The organism is Brucella pseudogrignonensis (genome assembly GCF_031454375.1).
GTDB classification, from domain to species: domain Bacteria; phylum Pseudomonadota; class Alphaproteobacteria; order Rhizobiales; family Rhizobiaceae; genus Brucella; species Brucella pseudogrignonensis_A.
In genome coordinates this window covers 354,798-369,045 of the sequence record NZ_JAVDQT010000003.1, presented here as the reverse complement: position 1 = coordinate 369,045, position 14,248 = coordinate 354,798, and the positions used below count along the sequence as shown (strand labels likewise).

The window sequence follows — 14,248 nt, the reverse complement described above, 5'->3', positions numbered from 1 at the left end:
GCTTCGGCTTGGCCGTGCTATAAAACATTAAATGATTTGAGAGGTTTTTCCATGCGTGAGATCGTTTTCGATACGGAAACCACCGGCCTTGAACGGCTGGAGGATCGCGTGATTGAAATCGGTGGCGTGGAAATGATCAACCGCTTTCCTACCGGCAAAACTTTTCACAAATTCATCAACCCGCAGGGACGCAAAGTGCATCCCGATGCGCTCGCCGTTCATGGCATTACCGATGAGCAATTGCTTAAAGAGCCGAGCTTTGCGGAAATTGTTGACGAATTTCTGGATTTTTTCGATGGTGCACAACTCGTTGCGCATAATGCCATGTTTGATCTTGGCTTCATTAATGCGGAACTGGATCGTCTGGGCAAGCCGGGCATTGCGGTTGATCGTATCGTTGATACGCTGGCGCTTGCACGTCGCAGAAATCCGATGGGTCCGAACTCACTCGATGCGCTTTGCAAACGCTATGGCATCGACAATTCGCACCGCACATTGCACGGCGCATTGCTCGATTCTGAAATTCTTGCGGAAGTCTATATTGAGCTGATTGGTGGCAAGCAGACAGCCCTTGGCCTCAGCATGTCTGGAAATTCAGGTGGTAATAATGGTGCGGATAACAATAGCGGTATTGTTTTGCGCCAACGACCGGTTCCGCTTGCCTCACGCATTTCCGAAAAGGAACGTGCGGCACATGATGCGCTTGTGGCAAAAATGGGCGACAAGGCGATCTGGAAAAAATACGTGAACTAATTCAAACATAAAAAAACCCCGCTTCAGCGGGGTTTTCTTTTGATCAGAACCTAAGATCAGCTCTTTACAGCGTTCTTGGCTTCTTCTTCGGCCATACGGCTCTGGAACATCTGCGCGAAATCGATTGGATCGATCATCAGTGGTGGGTAGCCACCATTGCGGGTTGCATCGGCTACGATCTGACGTGCAAACGGGAACAGCAGACGTGGGCATTCGATGAACAACAGCGGAAGCATATGTTCCTGCGGGATACCCTGAATGCGGAATACGCCGCCATAAGTCAGTTCTGTGTTGAACAGAACGTCCTTGCCGTCGACAGCCTTGGCTTCCAGCGTCAGAACAACGTCGAAATCCGTTTCGGAAAGCGGATTGGCGTTTACATTCACATTGATGTTGATCGAAGGAGCCTTGTCGCGTGGGCGCAGCGACAGAGGCGCGCCTGGGCTTTCAAAGGAAAGATCCTTGATGTACTGGGCCAAAATGTTGAGGGACGGCTGGGCGGTCGCGCCATTGCCGTTCTTTACTTCGCCCGCAGCGGCCTTATCGCTCATTATCGGTATGCCTTCTCTTTAATGATTTATCTTGTTGCCAAAAAGCAGTGCTGCTTGGCTAGCATGTGTCGGAACATCAAGCAAGGAACGCTTTTTACGTTAGTATTTGCTCGATTAACGATCTTTGCGGTCCGGATTCCATGGTGAGTTTTCATCCGGCTTTGCTGTATAATCTTCCGGATCGAGATCGATCACGTTGTTATCTTGACGCTGATAGGGGCTATAGGCCTCTGAGTAGCGTGTGGATGCGGTAGCGACCACCAGCCGATTACGGACAAATCGGTTCCAGACGAGATCGCGAATAAACGGAACAAACAGCAGCAGGCCAATCGCGCTTGTCACGAAGCCCGGAACAATGAGCATGATGGCTGCGACGACGATCATCGCTCCATGCATCATTTCGCGATCTGGCACGCGTCCTGCAGCACTTTCAGTGCGAATGCGCTGCAACAGTCCAAAGCCCTGCACGCGCAGCAGGAAAAAGCCGAGCACGGCACTCAAAACGACAAGACCCAGCGTTGCCAGAACACCGATTTCACTGCCGACGATCACAAAACCAGCAATTTCGATGAACGGCATGGCCAGCATGAGAAGAGGGGCGAAAGAAGGTGACACGGCAATTAAGACCTTATGTTGATGGGTGTTTGTAAAAAAGAAACGGAATTGAAGCAGTCTATCATAGATTATCACATAGGTATTCGTGATCGGGATTTGAATGATCTATCAAGCCGATCTATATGTATATGTAACGAAATTGGTGGCGGGAGCAAAATTTGCGGTCGTTATCCGTTAACTGGTGGCAGGCGGTATGGAATTTTTTGATTTTGGCACGATATTTTTCTTCATAGCAGCGGTGGTAATATTTCTTCAGCTGAGGAATGTTCTTGGCCGTCGCACAGGGAACGAAAAACCGCCATTTGATCCTTATACCTCTAACCGCAATGCTGACACGCAGACCAATGGCGCGGACGCCGATAATGTTGTGTCGCTACCACAGCGCACTGGCGAAAAAGACTTTACAGCGGTCGATAAAGTTGCGCCTGCGGGGACTCCGGTCAATGATGGGCTTCGCGCTATTCAGGCAGCAGACCCGTCTTTCAATCCTGCCACTTTTGTCGATGGTGTGAAGATCGCTTACGAAATGATCGTCATGTCTTTTGCCGATGGTGATCGCAAGGTTCTCAAAAATCTTCTTTCCAAGGAAGTCTATGAGGGCTTTGTATCAGCAATTGATGAGCGCGAAGCGCGTGGCGAAAGCGTGCGTTCGACCTTCGTGGGCATTGATAAGGCAGAAATCGCCAATGCTGAAATGAAGGGCTCGGAAGCGCATGTGACGCTCAATATCGTTAGCCAGATGATTTCTGCAACCTTTGATAAGGACGGCAAAGTGGTTGAAGGCGATCAGGAAAATGTCGTCGAAATCCGCGATCTCTGGACCTTTGCCCGCGACACGCGCTCGCGTGATCCAAACTGGAAGCTTGTCGCGACAGAAGCGGAAGACTAAAAGAGCATTTATGAATCAGGGCCGCTAAATTAGCGGCCCTTTTAATATTGACGGATGCGGCTTGTGCATAATCTGGCGAACATCATACGATCGGTCAGCTATTCAGACTGTCCGGGCTGGTATCAGGACGATCAGGCTTTAGCCTTTTCGGCCTTTCGTCGTTCGGCCGATTACGCGGAGCATAATAGTTACAACAGCGGTAGCCTCGGCATCAGCTTTGAAGCACTACAACCGGCCTTTGCTGCAGCACGCGTGCTTACAAATCCAGATACTGTAAAGGCGCGCGCGTTTTTTGAAGAGCATTTCGTTCCCTGCCGCATTGATGCGGAAGGCTTTGTGACAGCTTTTTACGAGCCAGAAATTGCTGCATCACGAACGCCTGATGCGCATTTCACCGTGCCCTTTTTAAAAAAGCCGGACGATCTTGTAAAAGTCACCGATGAAAACCGCCCTGCGGGCATGGACGCGTCTTATGCTTTCGCACGGCAAACAGCGAATGGTGTCGAAGAATATGATGATCGGCGGGCTATTGAGCAAGGCAGCCTGAACGGACTTAGGCTGGAGCTGGCTTATGTCGCCGACCGGGTTGATGCATTTTTCGCGCATGTGCAGGGTGCAGCTAAGCTCAAGCTCACCGATGGTAGTTTTATGCGGATCACCTACGCTGCTAAAGCCGGTCATCCTTTTACGGGCATTGGGCGTATTCTGGTGGCAGAAGGTGAGATTCCGGCAGACCGCATTTCCATGCAGACCATTCGGCAATGGCTGAAGGATCATCCGGAAAAAGCCGATGATCTGATCTGGCAAAACCGTTCTTACATTTTTTTCCGAGAAGCACCGGTTGATGACCCGAATGTTGGGCAGATCGCAGCTGCCAAGGTTCCGCTGACGGCGGGACGTTCCATTGCTGTCGACCGGCTTTTGCATACATTCGGAACACCTTTTTATGTGGATGCGCCAAGCGTGACCGAGTTCGACAATGCGCCCTTCTCCCGACTTATGATCGCACAGGATACCGGCACGGCGATTGTCGGCCCGGCGCGCGGCGATCTTTTTGCAGGTTCGGGTGATGCAGCAGGTGAAATTGCTGGCGGTATTAAAAGCCAGGCCGATTTTTATGCGCTTGTTCCGCGCTCTTTGGTGGTCTGAACCATGACACCAAAGAACGAAAACTCCGAAAAAGATTATCTCCGTCCTGAAGACCGCATTCTCTGGGAAACGGTGGCCAAAACTGCAAAGCCTTTGGCAGGCAAAAAGCTTCAGTCTGAAGAGCTTTCAGTTTTCAGCGAGTTGATGGCGGAGAAGGCAGAGAAGAAGCCAGCGAAACAGGTACCCTCGCCTGTCGCCGAAACCGTTGAGCCTAAAAAGAAAATCACCGCTCTTAAAGAAATGCCGATTCACGCATTTGACAAGCCAACGCACCGCAAGATTTCCAAGGGGCGTGTGGATATTGAAGCGCGGATTGATTTGCATGGCCTGACGCAGAACGACGCTTATGAACTGCTCTACGGTTTTCTGCTGGGCGCTCATGCACGCGGCTTGAAGCATGTCATGGTGATTACCGGCAAAGGCCGCTCATTTGGCAGCGAAGGCGTGCTCAAACAGGCAGTTCCGCACTGGTTCTCGACGCCGCTCTTCCGGCTTCTGGTCAGTGCCTATGAAGATGCAGCGCATCATCATGGCGGGCATGGTGCGCTTTATGTGCGTCTGCGCAAGCAAACGCAAAACGGAGGTCTTCTCCGATGACCCCATTTGGCAAACGTTTGCGGGAATTGCGTGACGAACGTAATGTTACCCAGAAAGAAATGGCAGCGGCTTTGCGCGTGTCGCCAGCCTATCTCTCGGCACTGGAACACGGAAGGCGTGGCCAGCCGACATGGGATCTGCTGCAACGCATTATTACTTATTTCAACATCATCTGGGATGAGGCGGAAGAGTTGCAAAACCTCGCTTCGGTCTCGCATCCGCGTGTGGTGATCGATACATCCGGTCTGTCCCCTCAGGCGACAGAACTTGCCAATCTGCTGGCGCGCAACATCCGCATCATTGATCGTGAGACGATCAAGCATCTGAGCGATGAAATAGAAGCGGCGCGCAAGCGCCGCCGTGGCTTGAAGCCTTTAGCCTGAAACCCTTGTCCTAAAATAACGCCTTCAATTCATCGAGCTTGGAATTGACCAACCAGCCGTAATAGTTTTCCTGCGGCATCAAAGGTGCCTGACCAGATGCTTTGCGCTTAGCATTTTCGTTAGCCAGTGCACGGGCACGGGAATCTGCCCCACCGGTATTATAGAGCGTTGCGGTCAGGCCGGGGTTTTTGGAAATATCGAAATCGGCAATCTGGCGATACGCTGTGATCGACTGCTTTAGCGTGGCTGCAATATATGGCAGCGTTAGATCGGGGTCCATGATTGTCTTATAGACCGTATTGCCATTTTCGGCGTCAAGCTTCGGCAGGCCGGAAACGCGGTTGACCATATCCGACATCTGCAATGCAGTGAGCGGGTTCATCTGACCGAGACCGAAGGTCTGACCAGCATAAAACGGCTGGAAAAAAACCGCGCTGAAACGGTTGTTCGGATAGGATTTTCCGCTCACTGATTTGCCGCGGAACTGCTTGTTCCAGATATTCTCGCGGCAAGCCCATAGCGAATAGCTGTCCTTAAACTTGAGGCATTCGGAAAATTCCGGACGCTTCACGAACTGGCCAATGCTCTCGCCATTATAGCCGAAGCTCACACCCTGGTTCACATAGGACATGGCCTTGACGTAATAGGTCTGCAAACGATCATAGACATCGACATTGTAAGTGTGCTCGCCAACAATCGCCCCGACGATATGGATCGGATCAATGCCATAAGCCGAAGCTGTCGATTTGATCTTCGAGCGTAACGATGCATCTTTTTTCAGAAGGTTATAAATCTTCTGGTATTTCTTTTCATAGGTGGTGCTTAGTTCTTTGGTACGCTTGGCAGAAGCGCCGGGAATGGGCGGCTGTTCTGCATTACGGTTACCGGGTGGCACCGAAACGGCTGCAAATGCGCTCTGGCAGGAGAAAGCGATGGCAAGGCAGATGCCTGCGATACGGTTCAGTCGGCTGGTCATTGCGCGGAAAAAGCCCCAAATATGGTAAATCATACGTAAAAGTTGGCGCAAAATAAAAAACCCCCTCGATGAAGTCGAGGGGATTTTTGTTTTTCAGGATTATGGGACTGAAGCGTGACTTTCTGGCCACGTTAATTTTACAGAATGAAACGCGACAAATCCGTGTTTCGGGCAAGATCGCCGACAGTCTTGCGGACATAATCGCCGTCAACCTTGAATTCCGAGCCAGCCTTGTCAGGCGCGGTGTAGGAAATATCGTCCAGAACCCGCTCCATAACCGTCTGCAAGCGGCGTGCGCCGATATTCTCGACTGTCGAATTGAGGTCAACCGCAATATCAGCCAAAGCGTCAATCGCGTCGTCGGTAATATCGAGCTTCACTTCTTCCGTCGCCATCAAGGCAATATATTGCTTGATGAGGCTCACTTCGGTTTCCGTCAGAATCCGGCGGAAATCTTCACGCGTCAGAGCGTTCAATTCCACGCGGATCGGCAGACGGCCCTGAAGTTCCGGCAGAAGGTCAGACGGCTTTGAAACGTGAAAAGCGCCGGATGCGATGAATAGGATATGATCGGTTTTCACCGGGCCATATTTCGTTGCAACGGTGGTGCCTTCAACGAGCGGCAGCAGATCACGCTGCACGCCTTCGCGCGAGACGCCTGCTCCCATTCCACCTTCACGCGCAGCGATCTTGTCGATTTCGTCGAGGAAGACGATACCGTCATTTTCGGTCGAACGCAGCGCTTCCTGAATGAGCTGATCCTGATCGAGCAGCTTGTCGGACTCATCATTGATCAGGATTGCATAGGATTCCTTGACCGTGGTTTTGCGCGTCTTGGTACGCCCGCCCATAGCCTTGCCGAAAATATCGCCGATATTGATCATGCCGATATTGGCACCCGGCATGCCCGGAATTTCGAAATTCTGACCATTGCCTGTATCGGCAACTTCGATTTCGATTTCCTTGTCGTCAAGCTCGCCTTCACGCAGCTTCTTGCGGAAGCTATCGCGTGTGGCAGGGCTTGCAGTCTTGCCAACCAGACCGTCAAGCACGCGCTCTTCGGCATTGATATGGGCTTTGGCCTTCACTTCCTCGCGCTTTTTTTCCCGCACAAGGCCGATTGCAGCTTCGACCAGATCGCGGATGATCTGCTCAACGTCGCGCCCAACATAGCCCACTTCGGTAAATTTGGTGGCTTCAACCTTGATGAAAGGCGCAACGGCAAGCTTGGCGAGACGACGGGAGATTTCCGTCTTACCAACGCCGGTCGGTCCGATCATCAGAATGTTCTTTGGCATGACCTCTTCGCGCATCTGGCCTTCCAGCTGCTGGCGGCGCCAGCGATTGCGCAAAGCGATAGCCACGGCGCGCTTGGCGTCGTTCTGGCCGATGATGAAGCGGTCAAGCTCGGAGACGATCTCGCGGGGAGAAAAATTGCTCATGATTATAACCCGGTTTGCCACTGCTTGATGAACTCGAACGGATGCAGCAGCATGATCACGTTGAGCGTAAGATTGTCGCGAATGATGATAAGCGCCAGAATTTCAAAGAACAGCGCTATGGCGACGGTGATTTTTGTCGGTAGCTTTGCAGCCAGCAGAAAGCCGATCAGGGCAGCGATGGTATCGGAAACCGAATTGACGATGCTGTCGCCAAAATAGTCCACGGAGGACGTATTGGCGCGATAGCGTTCGATAATGAAATTCGAGTTTTCGACCAGTTCCCAGACGGCTTCAACGCCAACTGCCATGGCAAGCCGCAGACCCAGCGGCGCTTTTGGAGCAATGATTGTCAGAAGCCAGTAGAACAGAAAGCCATGAATGATGTGCGAGAGCGTATACCAGTCGGATATATGCTGCGAGTTTTCGGACATCAGCGAACCGGACCATAATTTTATGGTGCCACATTCGCACATGGGAATCCGCCCATCGAGATAAAGCCAGAAGGCCTGTATCGCGAGAATGGCAACAACAATCAGAGCACCTAAGCCCCAACGCTGTGTTTTAGAGGCTTGCATGCTTTGCGTCATTCTGCGTTGAGGCTTTCCACCAGAATGCTGTGATTGGTGTAGATGCAGATGTCTGCTGCAATGCCCATCGCTTTGCGGGCGATTTCCTCAGCATCTAAATCTGTATCGACGAGAGCACGCGCTGCGGCGAGAGCATAATTACCGCCCGATCCGATGGCCATAACGCCATGTTCAGGTTCAAGCACGTCGCCTGTGCCGGTCAGCGCCAGCGTAACCTTGCTGTCAGCAACCAGCATCATGGCTTCGAGCTTGCGCAGATAGCGGTCGGTGCGCCAGTCCTTGGCGAGTTCGACGGAAGCGCGCATCAGCTGGTCAGGATATTGTTCGAGCTTGGCTTCAAGGCGCTCAAGCAGCGTGAAGGCATCGGCTGTGGCACCGGCAAATCCGGCAATCACATTGCCCTTGCCGATGCGGCGCACCTTGCGCGCATTGCCCTTCATGACGGTATTGCCGAGCGAGACCTGCCCGTCACCGGCGATAACGACCTTGTTACCCTTGCGAACGGTGACAATGGTCGTGCCGTAAATTGTTGTGGGATTGTGTTCGATCATGGATCACTCCTTTGGCGGCCAATACGTTTCCATCTGGCAAACGCATAAGCCCCTGATATGGGCGAAGCCCTTACTCTGCTCTTCCGAGAGCTAACTGAATCGGGTTTCGTTGTGAATATTTAAGAACCGTCTGGCAAAATGCAAATGGGTTCACACGCATTCCAAAAAGTGGGAGCCGGTTTTTGGATAAAATGCGCGTTATAAAAGTCAGATTATTGGGAGCTGTTCTAAAAGCATTGGCAAAACCGGCCAGCTGTTCTAGAACGCGAAAAGATTTCAACTGAGGAAATGCAATGACGGCTGAAAGCGCCCGCAAAGCAAGTATCGAACGTTCAACAAAAGAAACAAGCATTGCTGTTTCTGTCGATCTGGACGGCAACGGCAAGTTCGACATTACAACCGGTGTCGGCTTCTTCGATCATATGCTGGAGCAGCTTTCCCGACATTCGCTCATCGACATGCGTGTGATGGCCAAGGGCGATCTGCATATTGATGATCACCACACAGTAGAAGATACCGGCATTGCGCTTGGTCAGGCTGTGGCGAAAGCGCTTGGCGAGCGTCGCGGCATCGTGCGTTATGCATCGATGGATCTTGCCATGGATGACACGCTAACAGGTGCTGCGGTCGATGTTTCGGGCCGCGCATTTCTGGTCTGGAACGTGAATTTCACGACCGCCAAGATTGGCACATTCGATACCGAACTGGTGCGCGAGTTCTTCCAGGCTTTTGCAATGAATGCAGGCATCACGCTGCATATCAACAATCATTATGGTGCCAACAATCACCATATTGCAGAGTCGATCTTCAAAGCCGTGGCCCGAGTTCTGCGCACAGCGCTCGAAACCGATCCGCGCCAGAAGGATGCAATTCCATCGACCAAGGGGTCGCTGAAGGGATAAGCTAATGGCGCAATTCGTCGTGTTGGAGAAAGAAGGCGCGAACAGTGCTGAAAACTCTGTCTTCGTGCGCGACGGATTCTACACATTGGCGCTGATCCTGCCGGTTGTCTGGCTGTTGACGCAGCGGCTGTGGTTTGAAGCGATTGCCGCTCTTGGCGTGACAATCCTGCTGGGTGTGGCTGGTAGCGCATTGGAAATTTCCAATGCGGTTCCGCTGATCACTTTGTTGTTTTCGCTGTTTGTGGCGCTGGAAGGCGCCAATTGGAAAATCGCAAAGCTGAAACGTCATGGTTTTGTTGAAAAGGCTGTCATCGATGCTTCCGATCTGGAAGAAGCAGAGGTTCGCTATTTCTACAGCTTTGAGGAAACAGCCGCTCTTGTTGAAGCGCCAGCACCCGAATGGGCTGAGCAGGCCCCTCGCCCCACTTATTCCTCATTTGGCTCGACGATCGGATTTGTCGGTCATCGCGGAGAAAACTGAAAATGCGTGTTGCAATTATCGACTATGGTTCCGGCAATCTTCGCTCGGCCACCAAGGCCTTTGAGCGCGCCGCCCATGAGAGCGGTGTGAAAGCGGAAATCGAACTGACTGCGGATGCCGATCGCGTGGCGAGCGCTGATCGCATCGTTCTGCCGGGCGTTGGTGCTTATGCCGATTGCCGTCGCGGCCTCCATGCGGTTTCCGGCATGGTGGAAGCACTGGAAGATGTGGTTCTGAAAAAAGCCCATCCTTTCCTCGGCATCTGCGTGGGTATGCAGTTGATGTCGGAACGCGGCCTTGAAAAAGAAGTGACCGAAGGTCTCGGCTGGATCGCAGGCGACGTGCGTGAAATGACGCCGTCCGACCCGACGCTCAAAATTCCGCAGATTGGCTGGAACAGGATTCACGTGAAACATTCGCATCCTGTCTTTGACGGTATCGCTACAGGCGACAACGGCTTGCACGCCTATTTCGTGCATTCCTATATGTTCGACGCGAAGAACAAAGGCGACGTTTTGGCCGTCACCGAATATGGTGGCGATGTCACCGCAACGGTTGGTCGCGACAACATGATCGGCACGCAGTTTCATCCTGAAAAGAGCCAACTGCTTGGCCTTTCGCTTATTGCCAATTTCCTGAAATGGAAGCCTTGAAGATATGATCCTTTTTCCCGCTATCGATTTGAAAGACGGTCAATGCGTGCGCCTGAAGCTTGGCGACATGGATCAGGCGACCGTTTACAATGAAGACCCTGCAGCACAGGCCAAAGCTTTTGAGGATCAGGGCTTTGAATGGCTGCATGTGGTCGATCTCAACGGTGCTTTTGCTGGCGAAAGCGTCAACGGCAAAGCTGTTGAAGCCATTTTGAAAGCGACCAAAAATCCGGTTCAGCTTGGCGGCGGTATCCGCACGCTTGCCCATATCGAAAGCTGGCTTTCAAAGGGACTGCGCCGCGTAATCTTAGGCACCGTTGCCGTGCGCGATCCGGCGCTGGTGATTGAAGCCTGCAAGGAGTTTCCGGGACAGGTTGCAGTCGGCATTGATGCCAAGGGCGGCTATGTTGCTGTTGAAGGCTGGGCCGAAGCGTCTGAGCTTGGTGTGGTGGAACTCGCGAAGAAGTTTGAAGGTGCCGGTGTTGCCGCCATCATCTACACAGACATTGACCGTGACGGCGTGCTGGCTGGTATCAACTGGGATTCAACGCTCGGTCTTGCAGACAGCGTTTCCATTCCGGTGATCGCATCGGGCGGCCTCGCCTCGATGGATGATATTAAGCGTCTTGCCGCACCCGATGCGCGTAAGCTTGAAGGTGCGATTTCCGGTCGCGCGCTTTATGATGGCCGCATTGATCCGGCAGAGGCGCTGGCTCTTCTGAGGACTTCAGCATGACACTTAAAGCACGCGTCATTCCCTGTTTGGATGTTAAAGATGGTCGCGTCGTTAAAGGCGTAAACTTCGTTGATCTGATCGATGCCGGTGATCCGGTGGAAGCAGCGCGCGCCTATGATGCGGCAGGCGCAGACGAATTGTGCTTCCTCGACATCACGGCGTCTTCGGACAATCGCGAGACAATTTTCGACGTGATTGCGCGAACAGCAGAACAGTGCTTCATGCCGCTGACTGTTGGCGGCGGCGTGCGTCAGGTCGCTGATATTCGCAAGCTACTTCTGGCTGGGGCCGACAAGGTTTCGATCAACACGGCTGCGGTCAAGAACCCGGAATTTGTTGCAGAAGCTGCCGATAAGTTTGGCGATCAGTGCATCGTTGTGGCCATCGACGCCAAGAAGGTTTCGGGAGCTGATGAGAGCGATCGCTGGGAAATTTTTACCCATGGTGGACGCCAGACGACTGGCATTGATGCGGTGGAATTTGCGCAGAAGGTGGTGAGCCTTGGTGCGGGTGAAATCCTGCTGACCTCGATGGATCGTGATGGAACCAAGGCTGGTTACGATGTGGCGCTGACCCGCGCTGTTGCGGACAGCGTGCGCGTTCCCGTGATCGCATCGGGTGGCGTTGGCAATCTTGATCACATGGTCGACGGTATCCGCGAAGGTCATGCGACGGCAGTTCTCGCAGCGTCGATCTTCCACTTTGGCACCTATACGATTGGCGAAGCCAAGCGCTATATGGCCGAAGCTGGAATTCCGATGCGGCTCGACCCGGTCCGCTAATTATAAAATCCGAAGGAAGTTCGATGGCTGAGTTCTCACTTTCCGATCTTGAACGCATTGTTGCGGAACGTGCCACTTCGACGGATGGATCGTCCTATACGGCTAGTCTCTTTGCCAAGGGTCAGACACGCGCCGCCAAAAAGCTTGGTGAAGAAGCCGTCGAAACGGTGATTGCGGCAGTCAGTGGCGATCGTGCGGAAGTGGTCACGGAAAGCGCCGATCTGCTTTATCACCTACTGGTGGTTCTCAAGATTGCAGACGTGCCACTCAATGAAGTTCTTGCAGAATTGCAGCGCCGCACGGCGCAGACTGGCCTTGAGGAAAAGGCCGGTCGTCCGAAAGCATAAATGCAAACTAATCCAAAAGTTGTGAGTTTAGAATTGGCGTTGAGGGAGAGCAGCGACAATATGTGGGAAAAAGTGGACCAGCTAACGCCGTCGCGTTACTCGCCTTACCGTTTCTTTTCGGCCGAGGAATGGGCAGGCTTTCGCGCCGACACTCCCCTCACCCTGACTTACGAAGAAGTCAAACGGCTGCGCTCGCTGGGCGATCCGATTGATCTGGATGAGGTGCGGCGCATTTATCTGTCGCTTTCGCGTTTGCTCTATGCGCATGTGGAAGCAAGCCAGCTTTTGTTCCGCCAGCGCCAGCAATTCATCAATATGGAAGAGCGTTTCAAGACACCTTTCATCATTGGCATTGCAGGCTCGGTTGCGGTGGGCAAATCCACGACTGCGCGTATTCTAAAAGAGCTACTCGCCCGCTGGCCTTCCAGCCCGAAGGTTGATCTGGTGACGACTGACGGCTTCCTCTATCCCAACGCAGTTCTGCGTGAGCAGAACTTGATGGAGCGCAAGGGCTTTCCCGAAAGCTATGATGTGGGCGCGGTCTTGCGTTTCCTGTCAGCGATTAAAGCAGGCATGAGCCATGTGCGTGCACCGCTCTATTCGCATTTAAGCTATGACGTGCTGCCTGGCGAATATCAGATTGTCGATAAGCCCGACATTCTGATCTTTGAAGGCATTAATGTGTTGCAGGTGCGTGATCTTCCGGAAGACGGCAAGATGGTGCCTTTCGTGTCCGACTTCTTCGACTTCTCGATCTATATCGATGCAGAGCCGGAGCTTATCCACAAATGGTATATTGATCGGTTTATGCGGCTGCGTGAGACGGCCTTCGTCAATCCGCAGTCGTTCTTCCATCGCTATTCGCAGCTTTCAGAAGATGCGGCCCGTTCGATCGGCGAAGGCCTTTGGAACAATATCAACATGAAGAACCTGCGTGAGAATATTTTGCCCACACGCCCACGCGCCGATATCATCCTGCGCAAAGGTGGCGATCATCTGATCGAAGAAGTGGCGCTCAGAAAGATTTAAATCTCAGGAAACCAGAATGCCGCAAGTGCTGGAAATGTATCAGGTGGACGCGTTCACCAAACGTGTCTTCGCCGGAAATCCTGCGGCAGTTCTGATCCTGAAAGACTGGCTGAGCGATGCGACCATGCAGGCAATCGCTGCGGAAAACAATCTCGCTGAAACAGCTTTTGCATGCCCTGCAGAGGATGGCTGGAAACTCAGATGGTTTACACCAACGCTAGAGGTCGATTTCTGCGGCCATGCCACTCTGGCAACGGCGCATGTTCTGGCTGCACACCACAAGATTGATGGTGAGCTGAATTTTTACACCCGCATAGGCAAGATCAGTGTTTCGCGCGCGGGCGACGATTATGTGCTGGATGTTCCGTCCATTGCCCCGGACCAGCTTTCCGAGCTGCCTGCGTTCATCGCACCACTGTTTGAGAATGAGAGCGGAGCCACGTTCTTCAGAAATTTCGAGAATATCTATGTGCAGCTTGAGGATGAGGCTGCGGTCAGGGCTTTCGTGCCTGATCATATCCAGATTGAAAAACTGGGATCAGTCGGCCTGGTGATTACCGCGCGAGGATCGTCGCACGACTTCGTTTCGCGTTATTTTGCGGCGGGATCGGGTATCCCGGAAGATCCGGTTACAGGATCTATCCATGCGACGCTTGTTCCTTATTGGGCTCAAAATATCGGGAAAAACAAACTGTCCGCCTATCAGGCTTCGGCCCGTGGTGGACATTTGGGATGTGAGCTGAAAGGCGACCGTGTCTTGCTCACCGGCAACGCCGTAACATTCATGAAAGCCGAGATTTATATCCCGTAAAGAATAAGGGCGCC

General features: G+C 52.7%; 19 protein-coding genes. 13 read left to right on the top strand and 6 right to left on the bottom strand.

What is annotated here, in order from left to right; translation table 11 throughout:
• Window positions 1-51 precede the first annotated feature (51 nt).
• The gene (dnaQ, locus tag J2782_RS12585; RefSeq protein ID WP_310013034.1) at window positions 52-753 is read left to right on the top strand and encodes a DNA polymerase III subunit epsilon; all 702 of its coding nucleotides are present in this window, start codon (window positions 52-54) and stop codon (window positions 751-753) included.
• A gap of 56 nt (window positions 754-809) precedes the next feature.
• On the opposite strand, the gene secB is transcribed toward dnaQ, so the two are convergent.
• Together secB and J2782_RS12575 are read right to left on the bottom strand one after the other, a co-directional pair.
• Window positions 810-1,304, bottom strand: coding sequence for a protein-export chaperone SecB (gene secB, locus J2782_RS12580; protein WP_310013032.1), 495 nt, complete (start codon window positions 1,302-1,304; stop codon window positions 810-812).
• A 114-nt stretch (window positions 1,305-1,418) separates the two neighbouring features.
• Window positions 1,419-1,919: an FxsA family protein gene (locus J2782_RS12575; RefSeq protein ID WP_310013030.1), complete on the bottom strand. Its 501-nt coding sequence runs from the start codon at window positions 1,917-1,919 to the stop codon at window positions 1,419-1,421.
• 193 nt (window positions 1,920-2,112) lie between these two features.
• Between J2782_RS12575 and J2782_RS12570 the strand changes: the two genes are divergently transcribed.
• From J2782_RS12570 to J2782_RS12555, 4 genes are read left to right on the top strand one after another with little or no spacing between them, the layout of a single operon-like run.
• Complete coding sequence (locus J2782_RS12570; protein ID WP_310013026.1) at window positions 2,113-2,808, top strand: Tim44/TimA family putative adaptor protein; 696 nt, start codon at window positions 2,113-2,115, stop codon at window positions 2,806-2,808.
• Window positions 2,809-2,862: 54 nt separating this feature from the next.
• Window positions 2,863-3,957: a murein transglycosylase A gene (gene mltA / locus J2782_RS12565; RefSeq protein WP_310013024.1), complete on the top strand. Its 1,095-nt coding sequence runs from the start codon at window positions 2,863-2,865 to the stop codon at window positions 3,955-3,957.
• Between the two features lie 3 nt (window positions 3,958-3,960).
• Window positions 3,961-4,554: a Smr/MutS family protein gene (locus tag J2782_RS12560; protein ID WP_310013023.1), complete on the top strand. Its 594-nt coding sequence runs from the start codon at window positions 3,961-3,963 to the stop codon at window positions 4,552-4,554.
• Window positions 4,551-4,937 carry a helix-turn-helix domain-containing protein gene (locus J2782_RS12555; protein ID WP_310013022.1) on the top strand — a complete coding sequence of 129 codons (387 nt, stop codon included), beginning with the start codon at window positions 4,551-4,553 and terminating at the stop codon, window positions 4,935-4,937. The genes J2782_RS12560 and J2782_RS12555 overlap by 4 nt, the downstream gene beginning before the upstream one ends.
• 10 nt (window positions 4,938-4,947) lie before the next feature.
• Here J2782_RS12555 and J2782_RS12550 read toward each other — a convergent pair whose 3' ends face one another.
• The 4 genes from J2782_RS12550 to hslV all read right to left on the bottom strand — a co-directional run bounded on the left by J2782_RS12550 (window position 4,948) and on the right by hslV (window position 8,493).
• The gene (locus tag J2782_RS12550; RefSeq protein ID WP_310013021.1) at window positions 4,948-5,913 is read right to left on the bottom strand and encodes a DUF1402 family protein; all 966 of its coding nucleotides are present in this window, start codon (window positions 5,911-5,913) and stop codon (window positions 4,948-4,950) included.
• A gap of 137 nt (window positions 5,914-6,050) precedes the next feature.
• Window positions 6,051-7,355: an ATP-dependent protease ATPase subunit HslU gene (gene hslU, locus J2782_RS12545; protein ID WP_310013018.1), complete on the bottom strand. Its 1,305-nt coding sequence runs from the start codon at window positions 7,353-7,355 to the stop codon at window positions 6,051-6,053.
• Window positions 7,356-7,357: 2 nt separating this feature from the next.
• Window positions 7,358-7,942, bottom strand: coding sequence for a DUF2585 domain-containing protein (locus tag J2782_RS12540; protein ID WP_310013016.1), 585 nt, complete (start codon window positions 7,940-7,942; stop codon window positions 7,358-7,360).
• Complete coding sequence (gene hslV / locus J2782_RS12535; RefSeq protein WP_310013014.1) at window positions 7,939-8,493, bottom strand: ATP-dependent protease subunit HslV; 555 nt, start codon at window positions 8,491-8,493, stop codon at window positions 7,939-7,941. The genes J2782_RS12540 and hslV overlap by 4 nt, the downstream gene beginning before the upstream one ends.
• A 293-nt stretch (window positions 8,494-8,786) precedes the next feature.
• On the opposite strand from hslV, the gene hisB reads away from it, so the two are divergent.
• From hisB to J2782_RS12495, 8 genes are read left to right on the top strand one after another with little or no spacing between them, the layout of a single operon-like run.
• Window positions 8,787-9,395, top strand: coding sequence for an imidazoleglycerol-phosphate dehydratase HisB (gene hisB / locus J2782_RS12530; protein ID WP_007872453.1), 609 nt, complete (start codon window positions 8,787-8,789; stop codon window positions 9,393-9,395).
• Between the two features lie 4 nt (window positions 9,396-9,399).
• Window positions 9,400-9,876 (top strand): DUF2628 domain-containing protein, encoded by a 477-nt coding sequence (locus J2782_RS12525; RefSeq protein WP_310013011.1) that lies wholly within the window; start codon window positions 9,400-9,402, stop codon window positions 9,874-9,876.
• A gap of 2 nt (window positions 9,877-9,878) precedes the next feature.
• Complete coding sequence (gene hisH / locus J2782_RS12520) at window positions 9,879-10,529, top strand: imidazole glycerol phosphate synthase subunit HisH (protein WP_310013009.1); 651 nt, start codon at window positions 9,879-9,881, stop codon at window positions 10,527-10,529.
• Window positions 10,530-10,533: 4 nt separating this feature from the next.
• Window positions 10,534-11,265 (top strand): 1-(5-phosphoribosyl)-5-[(5-phosphoribosylamino)methylideneamino]imidazole-4-carboxamide isomerase, encoded by a 732-nt coding sequence (gene hisA / locus J2782_RS12515; RefSeq protein WP_194779009.1) that lies wholly within the window; start codon window positions 10,534-10,536, stop codon window positions 11,263-11,265.
• Window positions 11,262-12,047 (top strand): imidazole glycerol phosphate synthase subunit HisF, encoded by a 786-nt coding sequence (gene hisF / locus J2782_RS12510; RefSeq protein ID WP_310013005.1) that lies wholly within the window; start codon window positions 11,262-11,264, stop codon window positions 12,045-12,047. Before hisA ends, hisF begins: the two co-directional genes overlap by 4 nt.
• 23 nt (window positions 12,048-12,070) lie before the next feature.
• Window positions 12,071-12,394, top strand: coding sequence for a phosphoribosyl-ATP diphosphatase (locus J2782_RS12505; RefSeq protein ID WP_310013004.1), 324 nt, complete (start codon window positions 12,071-12,073; stop codon window positions 12,392-12,394).
• Between the two features lie 60 nt (window positions 12,395-12,454).
• The gene (coaA, locus tag J2782_RS12500) at window positions 12,455-13,423 is read left to right on the top strand and encodes a type I pantothenate kinase (RefSeq protein WP_310013003.1); all 969 of its coding nucleotides are present in this window, start codon (window positions 12,455-12,457) and stop codon (window positions 13,421-13,423) included.
• A gap of 16 nt (window positions 13,424-13,439) precedes the next feature.
• Window positions 13,440-14,234, top strand: coding sequence for a PhzF family phenazine biosynthesis protein (locus tag J2782_RS12495; RefSeq protein WP_310013000.1), 795 nt, complete (start codon window positions 13,440-13,442; stop codon window positions 14,232-14,234).
• The last annotated feature ends 14 nt before the right edge of the window (window positions 14,235-14,248 follow it).